The sequence below is a fragment of the Stenotrophomonas sp. 10L48 genome (assembly GCF_056395105.1).
In genome coordinates this window covers 247540-263328 of record NZ_JBFTIX010000006.1, presented here as the reverse complement: position 1 = coordinate 263328, position 15789 = coordinate 247540, and the positions used below count along the sequence as shown (strand labels likewise).

The 15789-nt window shown below is 66.1% G+C and carries 13 protein-coding genes and 1 pseudogene; 13 read left to right on the top strand and 1 reads right to left on the bottom strand.

What is annotated here, in order from left to right:
- The first annotated feature begins 230 nt into the window (after nucleotides 1-230).
- From ndk to der, 7 genes are all read left to right on the top strand, one after another.
- Nucleotides 231-656, top strand: coding sequence for a nucleoside-diphosphate kinase (ndk, locus tag AC1DCU_RS12815; RefSeq protein ID WP_008265389.1), 426 nt, complete (start codon nucleotides 231-233; stop codon nucleotides 654-656).
- A 10-nt stretch (nucleotides 657-666) separates the two neighbouring features.
- On the top strand, nucleotides 667-1872 hold the full coding sequence (rlmN, locus tag AC1DCU_RS12810; RefSeq protein ID WP_032977561.1) for a dual-specificity RNA methyltransferase RlmN: 1206 nt from the start codon (nucleotides 667-669) through the stop codon (nucleotides 1870-1872).
- Nucleotides 1859-2644 carry a type IV pilus biogenesis/stability protein PilW gene (gene pilW / locus AC1DCU_RS12805; RefSeq protein WP_032977559.1) on the top strand — a complete coding sequence of 262 codons (786 nt, stop codon included), beginning with the start codon at nucleotides 1859-1861 and terminating at the stop codon, nucleotides 2642-2644. Before rlmN ends, pilW begins: the two co-directional genes overlap by 14 nt.
- Nucleotides 2645-2662: 18 nt before the next feature.
- Nucleotides 2663-3523 carry a helix-turn-helix domain-containing protein gene (locus tag AC1DCU_RS12800; RefSeq protein WP_431602223.1) on the top strand — a complete coding sequence of 287 codons (861 nt, stop codon included), beginning with the start codon at nucleotides 2663-2665 and terminating at the stop codon, nucleotides 3521-3523.
- A 64-nt stretch (nucleotides 3524-3587) separates the two neighbouring features.
- Nucleotides 3588-4226: a YfgM family protein gene (locus tag AC1DCU_RS12795; RefSeq protein ID WP_025874997.1), complete on the top strand. Its 639-nt coding sequence runs from the start codon at nucleotides 3588-3590 to the stop codon at nucleotides 4224-4226.
- Nucleotides 4226-5434, top strand: coding sequence for an outer membrane protein assembly factor BamB (bamB, locus tag AC1DCU_RS12790; RefSeq protein ID WP_088100629.1), 1209 nt, complete (start codon nucleotides 4226-4228; stop codon nucleotides 5432-5434). Before AC1DCU_RS12795 ends, bamB begins: the two co-directional genes overlap by 1 nt.
- Before the next feature lie 15 nt (nucleotides 5435-5449).
- Nucleotides 5450-6847 carry a ribosome biogenesis GTPase Der gene (der, locus tag AC1DCU_RS12785; protein WP_478013535.1) on the top strand — a complete coding sequence of 466 codons (1398 nt, stop codon included), beginning with the start codon at nucleotides 5450-5452 and terminating at the stop codon, nucleotides 6845-6847.
- A 77-nt stretch (nucleotides 6848-6924) separates the two neighbouring features.
- Here the strand turns inward: der and AC1DCU_RS12780 are convergent, their stop codons facing one another.
- The gene (locus AC1DCU_RS12780) at nucleotides 6925-7512 is read right to left on the bottom strand and encodes a GNAT family N-acetyltransferase (RefSeq protein WP_442252299.1); all 588 of its coding nucleotides are present in this window, start codon (nucleotides 7510-7512) and stop codon (nucleotides 6925-6927) included.
- Here AC1DCU_RS12780 and moeB point away from each other — a divergent pair.
- From moeB to guaA, 6 genes and pseudogenes are all read left to right on the top strand, one after another.
- Complete coding sequence (gene moeB / locus AC1DCU_RS12775; RefSeq protein WP_313446562.1) at nucleotides 7511-8647, top strand: molybdopterin-synthase adenylyltransferase MoeB; 1137 nt, start codon at nucleotides 7511-7513, stop codon at nucleotides 8645-8647. The two genes, AC1DCU_RS12780 and moeB, sit on opposite strands and share 2 nt — an antisense overlap.
- A 244-nt stretch (nucleotides 8648-8891) precedes the next feature.
- Entirely contained in the window at nucleotides 8892-10727 is a 1836-nt protein-coding gene (locus tag AC1DCU_RS12770) for a monovalent cation:proton antiporter-2 (CPA2) family protein (RefSeq protein ID WP_059063917.1), read from the top strand.
- 174 nt (nucleotides 10728-10901) lie between these two features.
- Nucleotides 10902-11711 (top strand): annotated as a pseudogene (folD, locus tag AC1DCU_RS12765) (bifunctional methylenetetrahydrofolate dehydrogenase/methenyltetrahydrofolate cyclohydrolase FolD); the annotation flags it as partial.
- Nucleotides 11712-11907: 196 nt separating this feature from the next.
- On the top strand, nucleotides 11908-13365 hold the full coding sequence (gene guaB / locus AC1DCU_RS12760; protein WP_032976170.1) for an IMP dehydrogenase: 1458 nt from the start codon (nucleotides 11908-11910) through the stop codon (nucleotides 13363-13365).
- Entirely contained in the window at nucleotides 13365-13952 is a 588-nt protein-coding gene (locus AC1DCU_RS12755; protein WP_442252396.1) for a hypothetical protein, read from the top strand. The genes guaB and AC1DCU_RS12755 overlap by 1 nt, the downstream gene beginning before the upstream one ends.
- On the top strand, nucleotides 13949-15514 hold the full coding sequence (gene guaA / locus AC1DCU_RS12750; protein ID WP_046982889.1) for a glutamine-hydrolyzing GMP synthase: 1566 nt from the start codon (nucleotides 13949-13951) through the stop codon (nucleotides 15512-15514). The genes AC1DCU_RS12755 and guaA overlap by 4 nt, the downstream gene beginning before the upstream one ends.
- Nucleotides 15515-15789 lie beyond the last annotated feature (275 nt).

Below are 15789 nucleotides of genomic sequence, written 5' to 3'. Positions count from 1 at the left end.
TCGGGCTGGTCAGAATCCGCTCAGGTGGGTGAATGGGGGTAGTGTCGGCCGCTGGCCGGCAGCCCCGAGGTTGAATGGCGGCCAATGCCGGCCAGCGGCCGGCACTACCACCCTGCCGCTTTATCTTTTACAATCCGTGCACGTTTATCAGGCTAAGCCCGCGTTTCGACGCGGCTTTTTTTTTGTTACCCTTCGGGCCATCAGCGGCCCGATTCCATTGGAGACATCCCATGGCGCTGGAGCGCACCCTTTCGATCATCAAGCCGGACGCCGTTGCCAAGAACGTCATCGGCGAAATCTACGCCCGCTTCGAAAAGGCCGGCCTGAAGGTCGTGGCCGCCAAGTACAAGCAGCTGTCGCGCCGTGAAGCCGAAGGCTTCTACGCCGTGCACCGCGAGCGTCCGTTCTTCAACGCACTGGTCGAGTTCATGATCTCCGGCCCGGTGATGATCCAGGCCCTGGAAGGCGAGAACGCCGTCCTGGCACACCGCGACCTGCTGGGCGCCACCAACCCGAAGGAAGCCGCTGCGGGCACCATCCGCGCCGACTTCGCCGAATCCATCGATGCCAATGCCGCCCACGGCTCGGACTCGGTCGAGAATGCCGCGATTGAAATCGCGTACTTCTTCGCCGCCACCGAAGTCGTCTCGCGCTGAGAGTAATGCCGTGAACGAGGTCGTACAGAAAATCGCCATCCAGCCGCTGCCGAAGTCGGCACCCACGGCTGGCAAGCAGAACCTGCTCGACCTCGATCGCGCGGGCCTGGAGAAGTTTTTCGTCGAGGTTCTCGGCGAGAAGAAATTCCGCGCCCATCAGGTGATGAAGTGGATCCACCATCGCTACGTCACCGAGTTCGATGAGATGACCGACCTCGGCAAGGTTCTGCGCGCCAAGCTGCAGGAGCATGCCGAGGTCCTCGTCCCGAACATCATCTTCGACAAGCCCTCCGCCGACGGCACCCACAAGTGGCTGCTGGCGATGGGCGTGGATGGCAAGAACGCCATCGAGACCGTGTACATCCCCGACAAGACCCGCGGCACGCTGTGCGTGTCCTCGCAGGTCGGTTGTGGCCTGAACTGCACGTTCTGCTCCACCGCCACCCAGGGCTTCAACCGCAACCTGACCACCGCCGAGATCATCGGCCAGGTGTGGATCGCGGCGCGCCACCTGGGCAACGTGCCGCACCAGATGCGCCGCCTCACCAACGTGGTGATGATGGGCATGGGCGAGCCGTTGATGAATTTCGACAACGTCGTGCGTGCCATGAGCGTGATGCGCGACGATCTGGGCTACGGCCTGGCCAACAAGCGCGTGACCCTGTCGACCTCCGGCCTGGTGCCGCAGATCGACCGCCTGTCCACCGAAAGCGACGTGTCGCTGGCGGTGTCGCTGCATGCGCCGAACGACGAGCTGCGCGAGACCCTCGTGCCGCTCAACAAGAAGTACCCGATCGCCGAGCTGATGGCTTCGTGCGCACGCTACCTGCGCGCCAACAAGCGCCGCGAATCGGTCACCTTCGAATACACCCTGATGAAGGGCATCAACGACCAGCCCGAGCACGCCCGCCAGTTGGCGCGGCTGATGCACCAGTTCGACAACGCGGTGCAGGCCAGGGACTCGGGCAAGGTTAACCTGATCCCGTTCAACCCGTTCCCGGGTACCCGCTACGAGCGTTCCGAAGAAGCGCATATCCGCGCCTTCCAGAAGATCCTGCTCGACAGCAACGTGCTGACCATGGTGCGCCGCACCCGTGGCGACGATATCGACGCCGCCTGTGGCCAGCTCAAGGGCCAGGTGATGGATCGCACGCGCCGCCAGGCCGAGTTCAACAAGACGCTGCAGGCGGGGAAGGGGAGCGATGCCGCGGCCTGACCGCTTCTGGCTGGCGCTGCTTGCAGCCGTGCTGGCCCTCTCGGTCACCGCTTGCAAGTCGCAACCCAAGGCCAAGCTGGGCCCCAGCCAGGCGACGGTCTATTCGGTCCGCGACCCCGAAGGTGTTCGCCGGCAGGTCCGCGCCGCGGATCTGCTCGCCTTGGCCGCCCGCGACATGCAGAGCGGCAACCTCGATGCGGCCGAGCGCAAGACGCGCGATGCGATCAAGCTGGCGCCTGCCGACCCCGATGCACTGGTGCTGCTGGCCGGCATCGATGATCAGCGTGGCCGCACCCGACAGGCCGGGGAAGGTTTCCGCAGGGCCGCCGAACTGGCGCCGCAGCGGGGGGACGTGCTCAACAATTATGGTGCCTGGCTGTGCCAGAACGGACAGGCTGCCGAGTCGCTGGCCTGGTTCGATCGTGCGCTGCAGGCGCGCAGCTACACCACGCCGGCCGAGGCGCAGGCCAACGGCGGCAGCTGTGCGTTGGATGCCGGGCAGCTTGATCGCGCCGAACGCAACCTGCGTGCCGCCCTGTCCCAGGTGCCTGGCAACCCGGTCGCGCTGGAGGCGATGGCCCAGCTGAGCTTCCGTCGCGGCCAGTTCATGGAAGCTCGGGCCTTCGCCGAACGTAGGATTGCGGCTGCACCGGCCACGCGTTCCGTGTTACAACTTGCGTCTCAAATCGAGGCGCGGCTGGGTGATCAGGCAGCATCTGATCGCTATCTTCAGCGGATTCGACAGGAATTTCCGCAGGACGCGGGCTCCTAACTCCAGGGTTGATGCATTGTGATTGATGACCAGACTGTGAGCGATCTCGAGACTGTGGCCGGCTGCGGCACCCGCCTGCGCCAGGCCCGTGAGGCCGCCGGACTGACCCTTGAAGACGTCGGCCAGCGCCTGCGCATGCCGGTTCAAGTGGTGAGGTCGCTCGAGCAGGAGCAGTGGGAGAAGCTGGGGGCGCCGGTGTTCGTGCGCGGCCAGCTGCGCAGCTATGCCCGCCTGCTCGGCGTCGACGTCAGCGAACTGCTGGAACAGGCCCAGGTTGGACCGGTGGTTCCGCCGACGCTGGTCAGCCACACCCATACCCCGCGTGCGCGCCGGATCGCCGAGAATCTCGGCCGCCGTGCGCTGTATGTCGGTATTACCGCCGTGCTGGCGGTCCCGGTCTGGTTCGCCACCCGTGGTCACTTCGATGGCACCGCACCTTCGCCGAACACTGCCTCGCTGGATGTGATCCCGGCCGCCGTACCGGTTACCCCGGCCGGTCCCGGGTCCGCCGCCGCGGCACCCGCCGAAGTGGCGGCCGCACCTGTCACCAAGCCGACTGCTACCCCCTACGTTGCCTCGCTGGCCCCGGTGCCACGCGCTGCGCCGGCCGCTGCTGCCAACCTGGACATGCAGTTCAGTGGCGACAGCTGGGTCGATATCGCCGGTCCGGATGGCGGCAGCGTAGAGAAGGCGTTGATCAAGGCGGGCGAGACCCGCAGCTTCACCCCCGGCCAGGTGGCCCGGGTCACCCTGGGCAACGCCTCGGCGGTCCAGGTTCAGCAGAATGGCGCTATCGTCGATCTGACGCCCTATCAGCGAGCCAACGTGGCACGCTTTCAGGTATCCTCTGAAGGCTCCGTTGTCCCGGTTTCACACTGAGGCGCGGTTTCACCACCTTCGATAATCCCAATGGTCCCTCCCGATGGGCGGGGCGAGAGTACGCATGGCGATCGACGACCTGCTCGACGAGCACGAACAAAGTGAACGCGTCCGCAGCTGGCTGCGGAAGAATGGTGCCAGCATCCTCGGTGGCGTAGTCATCGCCATCGGTGCCATTGCCGGCTGGCAGTGGTACCAGAAGGATCAGGGCGGCAAGCTGGCTTCGGCCAATGTCGAGTACCAGAAGGCCCTGGTGGGCCTGCAGCAGAACAAGCTCGACGACGCTGCGAAGGCGGTCAAGGCGCTGGAGGCTGGCCCGTCCAGCATCTACGGCGACCTGGCTGCGCTGCAGCTGGCCAAGGCCCAGGTCGATGCCGGCAAGAATGAAGAGGCGCTGGCCACCCTGCGCGCGGTGAAGGTCGAAGGCGACCTGCAGCGCGTGGTCGACCAGCGCGTGGCACGCTTGCTGGTGGCTACCGGCAAGGGCGATGAAGCGATCAAGCTGCTGGGCAGCGCCACCGACAGCAGCAGCCTGGAAATCCATGGCGATGCGCTGATGGCGCAGGGCAAGCGTGACGCGGCCCGCGAACAGTATGAGAAGGCGCTGAAGACGCTGGACGTGGCAGCGCCGCAGCGGCGACTGCTGGAAACCAAGGTTATGGACGCCGGCGGCACCGTCGCCGCCCCTGCGGAGTCGGTTTGATGAGTCAGAAGGTCATGATCACGCGCGTCGCCACCGTACTCCTGCTTGGCATGGCGCTGTCCGGTTGCAGCACCATGAAGGGCTGGTTCGCCGGCAAGGACGCAGCAGCGAAGAAGGCACAGGAGCCGGCGGAACTGGTGAAGTTCGAGCCGACCCTGAAGGTCAACAAGGCCTGGTCGGTCAACCTGGGCAAGGGCGAGCGCCGCATCGGCGTACGCCAGGGCCCGGCAGTGGCCAATGGCCATGTGTTCGCCGCGGCGATCACCGGTGGCGTGCACGCCATCGACCTGCAGACCGGCAAGAAGGTCTGGACCTGGGAGCCGAAGAAGGAAAAGAAGAAGGCCAAGCTGCGGCTGTCCGGTGGTCCGGGCGTCGGCGAGAACCTGGTGGTCATCGGTACCCTCGATGGCCAGGTGATCGCGCTGGACATCAACGATGGCAGCGAGAAGTGGCGCGCACGCGTGCCCAACGAAGTCATCGCCGCACCGGCCATTGCCCAGGGCATGGTCTTCGTGCGCAGCAATGATGGTCGCGTCACCGCGTTCGATGCCGGCAACGGCACCCAGAAGTGGTTCAACCCCAGCGAGCTGCCGGCGCTGACCGTGCGTGGCAACGCGGCGGTGGTGGCGGGTCCGGGCGTGCTGTTCATCGGCAAGGACGAGGGCAGCGTTGCTGCGCTGGCCATGCAGGACGGCCGCACGCTGTGGGACCAGAACGTGGGTACCGGCGAAGGCCGTACCGAGCTGGACCGCATGGCCGACGTCGATGGCGCCCCGGTGCTCGACGGCAACACGCTGTTCGTGAGCAGCTTCAAGAACCAGACCATGGCCATCGAAGGCCCGACTGGTCGCCCGATGTGGGCGCGTGACCACGGCGGTGCCGGCGGTGTGGCGGTGTCTTCGGGCAATGTTTTCGTTACCGACAACAAGGGCGGCGTGTTCGGCCTGGACAAGGCCAGCGGCGCGGCGATGTGGTCGCAGACCGCACTGGCCCGGCGCTCGCTGACCGGTCCGGCGCTGCACGGCGACTACGTGGTGGTCGGTGACTACAAGGGATACCTGCATTGGCTGCAGGCCTCCGATGGCGCGATGGCGGCGCGGGCGAAAAGCGGCGGTGATGCGCTTCTGGCCCAGCCAATCGTCGTCGATGGAGTGCTGCTGGTGCAGAACGTTGATGGCAAGCTGACCGCATTCCGGTTGGCAAATTAATACGGAGTAATCGCGATGCTGCCTTTGGTCGCCCTGGTTGGACGGCCGAATGTCGGCAAGTCGACCATATTCAATGCACTGACCCGTACACGTGACGCCCTGGTCCATGACCAGCCCGGCGTCACCCGGGACCGCAACTATGGCGTCTGCCGGCTTGACGAGGACAACCATTTCCTCGTCGTCGATACCGGCGGCATCGCAGAGGAAGAAGAAGGCCTGGCTGGTGCTACCACGCGCCAGGCCCGCGCTGCCGCTGGCGAAGCTGACCTGATCCTGTTCGTCGTCGATGCCCGCGAGGGCACCTCGGCGATGGACGATGAGATCCTGGCCTGGTTGCGCAAGCTGTCGCGCCCGACGCTGCTGCTGATCAACAAGATCGACGGCACCGACGAAGACACCGTGCGTTCGGAGTTCGCCCGCTACGGCTTCAGCGAGATGCTGACCTTGTCGGCTGCCCATCGCCAGGGCCTGGACGACCTGCTTGACGAGGTCATCCAGCGCCTGCCGGAAGAGGGCAGCGGCGAAGAGCTGGACAACGATCCGAACCGCATCCGCATCGCCTTCGTCGGTCGCCCCAACGTGGGCAAGTCGACCCTGGTCAACCGCATCCTCGGCGAAGAGCGTATGATCGCTTCGGACGTTCCGGGAACCACCCGCGATTCGATCTCGGTGGACCTGGAGCGCGATGGCCGCGAGTACCGCCTGATCGACACCGCCGGCCTGCGTCGCCGTTCGCGCGTGGACGAAGTCGTCGAGAAGTTCTCGGTGGTCAAGACCATGCAGTCGATCGAGCAGTGCCAGGTGGCCGTGCTGATGCTCGACGCCACCGAAGGCGTGACCGACCAGGACGCCACCGTGCTCGGCGCCGTGCTGGATGCCGGCCGCGCGCTGGTGATCGCGATCAACAAGTGGGACGGCCTGACCGACTACCAGCGTGAGCAGGCGGAAACGATGCTGTCGCTGCGCCTGGGCTTCGTGCCGTGGGCTGAATCGGTGCGCATCTCGGCCAAGCATGGCTCGGGCCTGCGTGAGCTGTTCCGTGCGGTGCATCGCGCGCACGAATCGGCGAACAAGACCTTCACCACCAGCGAAGTGAACAAGGCGCTGGAAGTGGCCTACGAGACCAACCCGCCGCCGACCATCCGCGGCCACGTCTCCAAGCTGCGTTACGTGCACCCGGCCGGCGCCAACCCGCCGACCTTCATCGTGCACGGCACCCGCCTGAAGGAACTGCAGGAGTCGTACAAGCGCTACCTGGAGAATTTCTTCCGCAAGCGCTTCAAGCTGATCGGTACGCCGGTGCAGTTCATCTTCCGCGAGGGTGCCAACCCGTACGAAGGCAAGAAGAACGTGCTGACCGAACGGCAGGTCAAGGCCAAGCGGCGCTTGATGAAGCACGTCAAGGGCAAGTGATTCACGAGAGGCGGCCGCAGGGCCGCCTTTCTCGTTGTGGCGATCCTGTCGGTAGTGCCGGCCGCTGGCCGGCAACCTCAGCCAGGCAGCCCCGGCACCGGAATCCGATAGATCACCGACGCAAACTTCGCGCTCTGCTCGGTGCCGACCACCTGGCCGCCCAGTGCTTCGGCAATCCGCCGGCTGGCCACGTTGTCCACCGCCACCGGGTAGCGATAGGCGACCGCAGCGAGCCGTTCCGCGCACCAGTGGACGACGGCGCGCACTGCCTCGCGGCCGTAGCCCTGTCCGTGCTCGCGCTCGCTTATCCAGATGCCAAGCTCGGGTTCGCCCTCGGTAGCGCGGTGCACGGCGGCGATGCCCACAAAGCGTCCGTCCTGCAGATGCCGGATCACGAACGTGTATTCCGCGCCTTCCTCGATCAGGCGCAGCCATTCCTGGCCGATCTTTTCGAATGCCGCAAAAGAGTCCGGCGGATCGAATGCCATGAAGCGGGTCAGCGTTGGCGTGATGCCGGCGAAGACCTCGGGGCCGTCGGCGCATGAGAACGGCCGGAGCACCAGGTGCTCGGTCTGTACGGGATTGATCGATGGTTTCACCGGCCAGAGGGTCCTACGCGCCGTCGGCTCCGTCAACATGGGGCCCGGCTCTACAATGGACGCCATGAGCATTCCAGAGCTTTCCCCCGAGCGGGCGCGCGCGCGCGTGGCCCATGGTGCGGTGCTGATCGACGTGCGCGAGGCGCACGAGCGGGCCGGCGGCATGGCCGAGGGCGCGCGTGGCGTGGCCAAGGCTGAACTTCTGGCCGACCCGGCCGCGCACCTGCCGCTACCGGAACAGGAAATCCTGCTGATCTGCCAGAGCGGCAAGCGCTCTTCCGATGCAGCGCAGGCGCTGCTGGATGCGGGCTACACGAACGTGACCTCCGTTGCCGGCGGCACCGTGGCCTGGCGCGAGCTGGCGCTGCCGTTGGTGCAGCCACTGACCAGCGCCGCCGACCGCGATTTCTATGACCGCTATTCTCGCCACCTGCTGCTGCCGCAGGTGGGCGAGGCTGGGCAGCGCCGCCTGCAGCAGGCTCGGGTGCTGGTGCTGGGCGCGGGTGGCCTGGGCGCGCCGGCTGGCTTCTACCTGGCGGCCGCCGGGGTAGGCCACCTGCGTTTTGCCGACCACGACCGTGTCGAGCGCAGCAACCTGCACCGGCAGATCGTGCATACCGAGGCCAGCGTCGGCCAGCTGAAGGTTGATTCGGCACGTGAGCGGCTGCTGGCGTTGAACCCGTCCATCGAGGTCGAGGCCGTGCCCGAGCGGGTCACCTCGGAGAACGTGGACCGCCTGCTGCAGGACGTTGACGTGGTGCTGGATGGTTCGGACAACTTCCCGTTGCGCTACCTGCTCAACGACGCCTGCATCAAGCACGCCACGCCGATGGTCTACGCCGCCATCGAGCGCTTCGATGGCCAGGTGAGCGTGTTCGATGCCGGCCGCCAGCGCGGCGTGGCGCCGTGCTACCGCTGCCTGTTCCCGGAGCCGCCGCCGTCGGAGTTCGCGCCGAACTGTTCCGAGGCCGGCGTGCTGGGCGTGCTGCCCGGCCTGGCAGGTGTGCTGCAGGCCACCGAGGTGCTGAAGCTGCTGCTGGGCATCGGCGAACCGTTGGTGGGCCGCCTGCTGCGCTTTGACGCGCTGGGCATGCGCTTCCGCGAGACCCGCATCGGGCCGGACCCGCAGTGCGCGGTGTGCGCGCCGGGCGTGCCGTTCCCGGGGTATATCGATTACGCCGCGTTCTGTCGGGGCGGGTGAGGGCGGGGCGGGGGCGGGGCCCTGGTAGATGCCGACCTTGGTCGGCGCTTGTGCCAACCAAGGTTGGCGCCTACCGAATCGGGTTGGCGCCCACCGAGGGGCGCGCACGGTTTCGGGATGATGCCTAGGGCCACTCCCGCTATCGTTCCATCTCCAAGACAATAAAACGCAACACACGTGCTATTGCCGTCATCGGTGTTGCTCTATCGTTGAGGCCGATTTCGATTTCCGGGGAACCCACCGCATGGCGGTAGAAGCAGCGACCAGCGAGCTGGTCAAGGTCGTCGCCCTGTTGGGCGCAGCGGTGGTGATGGTGCCGCTGTTCCGTCGGCTCGGCCTGGGCTCGGTGCTGGGCTACTTCGCCGCCGGCCTGGCGATCGGCCCGTTCGGGCTGGGCTGGTTCTCCGACCCGCAGGCGATCCTGCATACCGCCGAACTCGGCGTGGTCATGTTCCTGTTCGTCATCGGCCTGGAAATGCGGCCCTCGCACCTGTGGAGCCTGCGCAAGGAAATCTTCGGGCTGGGCACGCTGCAGATCGTCACCTGCGCGCTGGTGCTGACCAGCATCGCCAAGCTGTTCGGGCTGCCGTGGCAGATCGCCTTCATCGGCGCCACCGGTTTCGTGCTCACCTCCACCGCAGTGGTGATGCAGCTGCTGGCCGAGCGCGGTGACATCGCGCTGCCGTCGGGGCAGAAGATCGTCTCGATCCTGCTGTTCGAAGACCTGCTGATCGTGCCGTTGCTGGCGCTGGTCGCGTGGATGGCTCCGGCTGCGGGCAGTGCCGATGGCGAAGGTTCGCGCTGGATGTCGGTGGCGATCGGCGTGGGCGCCATCGTCGGCCTGGTGCTGGTGGGCCGCTTCCTGCTCAATCCGCTGTTCCGCGTGCTGGCCGAATCGAAGGCGCGCGAAGTGATGACCGCCGCCGCACTGCTGGTGGTGCTGGGCGCGGCGCTGCTGATGCAGCTGTCCGGGTTGTCGATGGCGATGGGCGCGTTCCTGGCCGGCGTGCTGCTGAGCGAATCGACCTTCCGCCACCAGATCGAAGCAGACATCGAACCGTTCCGCGGCATCCTGCTGGGCCTGTTCTTCCTCAGCGTGGGCATGGCGCTGGACCTGGGCGTGGTGGCCGGCAACTGGCCGATGATCCTCGGTCTGGTGGTGGCGCTGATGGCGGCCAAGGCGTTGTGCATCTACGTGGTTGCGCGCCTGATGGGCAGTGACCATGCGCAGGCGCTGGACCGTGGCGTGCTGATGGCGCAGGGCGGCGAGTTCGCCTTCGTGCTGTTCTCCGCCGCAGCCAGTGCCGGGGTGATCAGCCTGGACATCAATGCCAACTTCACCGCCGTGGTGGTGCTGTCGATGGCGCTGACGCCGCTGGTGGTGCTGGTCTACAAGCGCGTGGCGCCGACGCCGACCGTCAGCCTGGAAGGCGTGGATACCGCCGATGGCCTGTCCGGCAGCGTGCTGCTGATCGGCTTCGGCCGCTTCGGCCAGGTGGCCAGCCAGTCGCTGCTGGCCCGCGACGTGGACGTGACCATCATCGACAACGATGTGGAGATGATCCACAACGCCGAGCGCTTTGGTTTCAAGATCTATTACGGCGACGGCACCCGGCTGGACGTGCTGCATGCCTCTGGCGCGGGCAGTGCACGGGCGATTGCGGTGTGTGTGAACAATGCCGAGGATGCCGACCGCATCGTCGAACTGGTTGCTCATCAATTCCCGCAGGCCAAGCTGCTGGTGCGCTCGTTCGACCGCGAACATTCGCTGCGGCTGATCCATGCTGGCGTGGACTTCCAGATCCGCGAAACCTTCGAGTCGGCACTGCTGTTCGGGCAGGCGGCACTGGTGGAGCTGGGCGCGGACGAAGACGATGCGCGCGAGATTGCCGAGCAGATCCGCGAGCGCGATGCCGAGCGCTTCGAGCTGGAAATGGCCGGTGGCAGCCTGAGGGCCGGCGCGCACATGGTGTTCGGCAGCGCGCTGCCGGGTGTGCCGACGCCGACGCCGTTTACCGCGCCGAAGCGCAAGGCACGCACGCTCAATGCGGATGAAGTGCCGGAAGAAGAAGAGGAATGATCTGAAGCCTTGGTGGTGCCGGCCGCTGGCCGGCAACTGCACGGTGCGTCCTGCGTTCATGAGGTTGCCGGCCAGCGGCCGGCACTACCGAAGCGGCGGCGGCCCGCATTCCCGGTGGGCGAGGGGGCGTGAATCGGGGACAATAGCGTCCCCGCCGCCCCACGCCCGCACCCGATGACCGACTCCGCCCCCCAGCTTCCTGCCCGCATCCTCGATGGCCGCCGTATCGCCGAGGACCTGCTCGACAGCCTGAAGGTGCGGGTCGACGCCCGTGTCGCCGCCGGTGGCAGCCGCCCTGGCCTGGCCGTGGTGCTGGTGGGGGGCGACCCGGCCTCGACCGTGTACGTGCGCAACAAGCGCCGCGCGGCCGAGAAGGTCGGCATCGAGGCCTATGACTACGATCTGCCGGCCGGCACCACCGAGGCCGAGCTGCTCGACCTGATCGACCAGCTCAACGCCGACCCGAAGATCAACGGCATTTTGATCCAGCTGCCGCTGCCGGGCATTCCCGACGCGCGCCGGCTGATCCAGCGCATCGACCCGCGCAAGGACGTGGACGGCTTCCATCCGGAAAACGTCGGCCACCTGGCCCTGCGTGAGTTCGGCCTGCGCCCGTGCACCCCGCGTGGCATCACCACGCTGCTGGGACACACCGACCAGCCGGTGCGCGGCCGCAACGCCACCATCGTCGGCGTCAGCAACCACGTCGGCCGGCCGATGGGTCTGGAGCTGCTGATTGCCGGCTGCACCGTGACCAGCTGCCACAAGTTCACCCCCAAGGACGTGCTGGAACAGGCCGTGCGCAACGCCGACATCCTGGTGGTGGCGGTGGGCCGACCGGACATCGTGCCGGGCGAGTGGGTGAAGCCGGGCGCGGTGGTGATCGACGTGGGCATCAACCGCTTGGATGACGGCCGGTTGGTGGGCGATGTCGGGTTTGAAGCCGCAGCGCAGCGGGCGAGCTGGATCACCCCGGTGCCGGGTGCCCGGTATGCCATCCGAAGGTTCATGAGGTTGCCGGCCAGCGGCCGGCACTACCCGCTTCGGTAGGTGCCCTGAACAGATCCCCGCCCGCGCGACACTGTGTCGCAGGATTACCTATTTCCGGTTACCAAAATTACTGTTCTTGGTCGCCAAAACAGGGTAAAATGTCGCGCTTCCCCACATCTCGGGTATGCCGATGCTGCGCATCCAGGCTGAAGCACTCACTTACGACGACGTCTCGCTCGTCCCCGCTCATTCGACCATCCTGCCCAAGGACGTCAACCTCGAAACGCGGTTGACGCGCGACCTGAAGCTCAAGCTTCCGATCCTGTCCGCCGCCATGGATACCGTCACCGAAGCACGCTTGGCCATCGCCATGGCACAGCTGGGTGGCATGGGCATCATCCACAAGAACCTGAGCGTGGAGCAGCAGGCCGCGGAAGTGGCCAAGGTCAAGAAGTTCGAGGCCGGTGTCATCCGCGACCCGATCACCGTCGGCCCGGAAACCACCATCCGCGACGTGCTGGCCCTGACCCAGGCGCACAACATCTCCGGCGTGCCGGTGGTGGGCAGCGACGGCCTGCTGGCCGGCATCGTGACCCATCGCGACATGCGCTTCGAGACCGAGCTGGACGATCCGGTCCGCCACATCATGACCAAGAAGGATCGCCTGATCACGGTCAAGGAAGGCGCCGCGTCTGATGAAGTGCTGCAGCTGCTGCACCGCAACCGCATCGAAAAGGTGCTGGTGGTCAACGATGATTTCGCCCTGCGTGGCCTGATCACCGTCAAGGACATCCAGAAGAACACCGACTTCCCGAACGCTGCCAAGGACATCGCCACCCGCCTGCTGGTCGGCGCGGCCGTCGGCGTCGGCGGCGATACTGATCGCCGCGTGGAAGCGCTGGTGGCTGCCGGCGTGGACGTGATCGTGGTCGATACCGCGCACGGCCATTCGCAGGGCGTGCTGGACCGCGTCAGCTGGGTCAAGAAGAACTTCCCGAACGTGCAGGTCATCGGCGGCAACATCTGCACCGGTGAAGCCGCGCTGGCGCTGCTGGACAGCGGCGCGGACGCAGTGAAGGTCGGCATCGGCCCGGGCTCGATCTGCACCACCCGCGTGGTGGCAGGCGTGGGCGTGCCGCAGATCACCGCGATCGACCTGGTGGCCGAAGCGCTGCAGGACCGCATCCCGCTGATCGCCGACGGTGGCATCCGCTACTCCGGCGACATCGGCAAGGCACTGGCCGCCGGTGCCTCCACCATCATGATTGGTGGCCTGCTGGCCGGTACCGAGGAATCGCCGGGCGAAACCGAGCTGTTCCAGGGCCGTTCGTACAAGAGCTACCGCGGCATGGGCTCGCTGGCTGCGATGGAGAAGGGGTCCAAGGACCGCTACTTCCAGGACGCCGCCACCGCCGACAAGCTGGTGCCCGAAGGCATTGAAGGCCGCGTGCCTTACCGCGGCCCGGTGGGCGGCATCATCCACCAGCTGATGGGCGGCCTGCGCGCCACCATGGGCTACGTGGGTTGCGCCACCGTCGAGGACATGCGCAGCAAGCCCAAGTTCGTGAAGATCAGCGGCGCCGGCCAGCGTGAGAGCCACGTCCACGACGTGACGATCACCAAAGAGCCGCCGAACTACCGCTCCTGATGCGATTCCGCACCGTCCTTGCGGTCACGAGCAGCCTGCTGATGGCAGGCTGCTCGTTGTCCGAACCGCCGCCGCGCTCCGGGTCTCCGGGCGCGGCGGTTTCGCAATTGCGGGACGTGCAGGCGTGTTCAACGGCATTTTCGCTACCCACCGGATGGCGCGTGCAGCCGCTGGGCGAGGAGCGTTGGATGCTGCACGGCACCGGCGCGCGCCCGCTGCAGGTAACACTGCAGTGCCGGACGCTTTCGCTCGATGGGCCTGCCGACCCGGTGCTGGAGCCCGTGCTGGGCCCGCTGGATACGGCGGCCATGAATGCCAAGCGCATCTACTGGGGCACGCCCACCGAGCCGCGCCATCAGGCAGTGGCAATCGAACGGCGCTGGATGGAAGGCTCGGAAGTGCAGGAAGCGGTCGAGCTGCCACGCATGGTCGAAGATCCGGCCGGTGCGCCGCACGCGCTGCTGATGCTGCGCTGGGACGAGGCAGATGCCTCACATATTCAACAACGCGAGGCACTTATCGCCTCGTTGACGCAGAGCCTTGAAGCTTCAGGCGCAGCGAAGAACACCACTGGAACGGCACCATGACCAACATCCATAACGACAAGATCCTCATCCTCGATTTCGGCGCGCAGTACACGCAGCTGATTGCCCGCCGCATCCGCGAGCTGGGCGTCTACTGCGAAATCTGGGCGTGGGACCACAACCCGGCGGAGATTGCCGGCTTTGGCGCCAAGGGCATCATCCTGTCCGGTGGCCCGGAATCGACCACGCTGCCGGGCGCCCCCGCCGCGCCGCAGGAAGTGTTCGACAGCGGCCTGCCGATCTTCGGCATCTGCTACGGCATGCAGACCCTGGCCGCGCAGCTGGGCGGTGCCACGGAAGCCGCTGACCAGCGCGAGTTCGGCCACGCCGAAGTAAACGTGATCAACCCGGATGCACTGTTCAAGGGCCTGAGCGACCACGGCGGCGAGCCGAAGCTGAATGTCTGGATGAGCCACGGCGACCACGTCTCCGTTGCACCGCCGGGCTTCACCATCACCGCCACCACCGACCGCATTCCGGTGGCCGCCATGGCCAACGAAGAAAAGCGTTGGTACGGCGTGCAGTTCCATCCGGAAGTGACCCACACCCTGCAGGGCCAGGCGCTGCTGCGCCGCTTCGTGGTGGACGTGTGCGGCTGCCAGACCCTGTGGACCGCCGCCAACATCATCGACGACCAGATCGCCCGCGTGCGCGAACAGGTGGGCGATGACGAAGTGATCCTGGGCCTGTCCGGCGGCGTCGATTCGTCCGTGGTGGCCGCGCTGCTGCACAAGGCCATCGGCGAGAAGCTGACCTGCGTGTTCGTGGATACCGGCCTGCTGCGCTGGCAGGAAGGCGACCAGGTGATGGCGATGTTCGCCGAGCACATGGGCGTGAAGGTGGTGCGCGTGAATGCCGCCGACCGCTACTTCAGCGCGCTGGAAGGCGTGAGCGACCCGGAAGCCAAGCGCAAGATCATCGGCAACCTGTTCGTTGAGATCTTCGACGAAGAGTCGAACAAGCTGAAGAACGCCAAGTGGCTGGCGCAGGGCACCATCTACCCGGACGTGATCGAGTCGGCCGGCAGCAAGACCGGCAAGGCGCATGTGATCAAGAGCCACCACAACGTGGGCGGCCTGCCGGAGCACATGAAGCTGGGCCTGGTGGAGCCGCTGCGCGAGCTGTTCAAGGACGAAGTGCGCCGCCTGGGCGTTGAGCTGGGCCTGCCGCGCACCATGGTCTACCGCCATCCGTTCCCGGGCCCGGGCCTGGGCGTGCGTATCCTGGGCGAAGTGAAGCGTGAGTACGCTGAGCTGCTGGCCAAGGCCGATGCGATCTTCATCGACGAGCTGCGCAAGGCCGACCTGTACGACAAGACCAGCCAGGCGTTTGCCGTGTTCCTGCCGGTGAAGTCGGTGGGCGTGGTGGGTGATGCGCGGGCTTATGAGTGGGTGATTGCGCTGCGCGCCGTGGAGACGATCGACTTCATGACCGCGCATTGGGCGCATCTGCCGTATGAGTTCCTGGGTACGGTTAGCAACCGGATCATCAATGAGTTGCGGGGGGTGTCGAGGGTTGTTTATGACATCTCGGGGAAGCCGCCGGCGACCATTGAGTGGGAATGAGTTGAAAGAACGAGGGCGCCGAGAGGCGCCCTTTTTTTTGGGTTCTTCTCCCGTCCGATAGGAGAAGAACCTTTCTTCTCGGGTTGTTTCATCTATAGACCTTTTTGGCGTCGGTCCTAGTCGACGCCACGCCCCGTCGTGGAGGGTGGCGAAACTCAACGATTGAGAAGTGCCGCTAGTTCATGGAGATATTTCGCCAAATAGGCCGGCGTGCCGAAGCATGATGGTTGCAGTGTTGATCTAGGTGAGCAAAAGCTCCTAGGATGAGCCCAGTA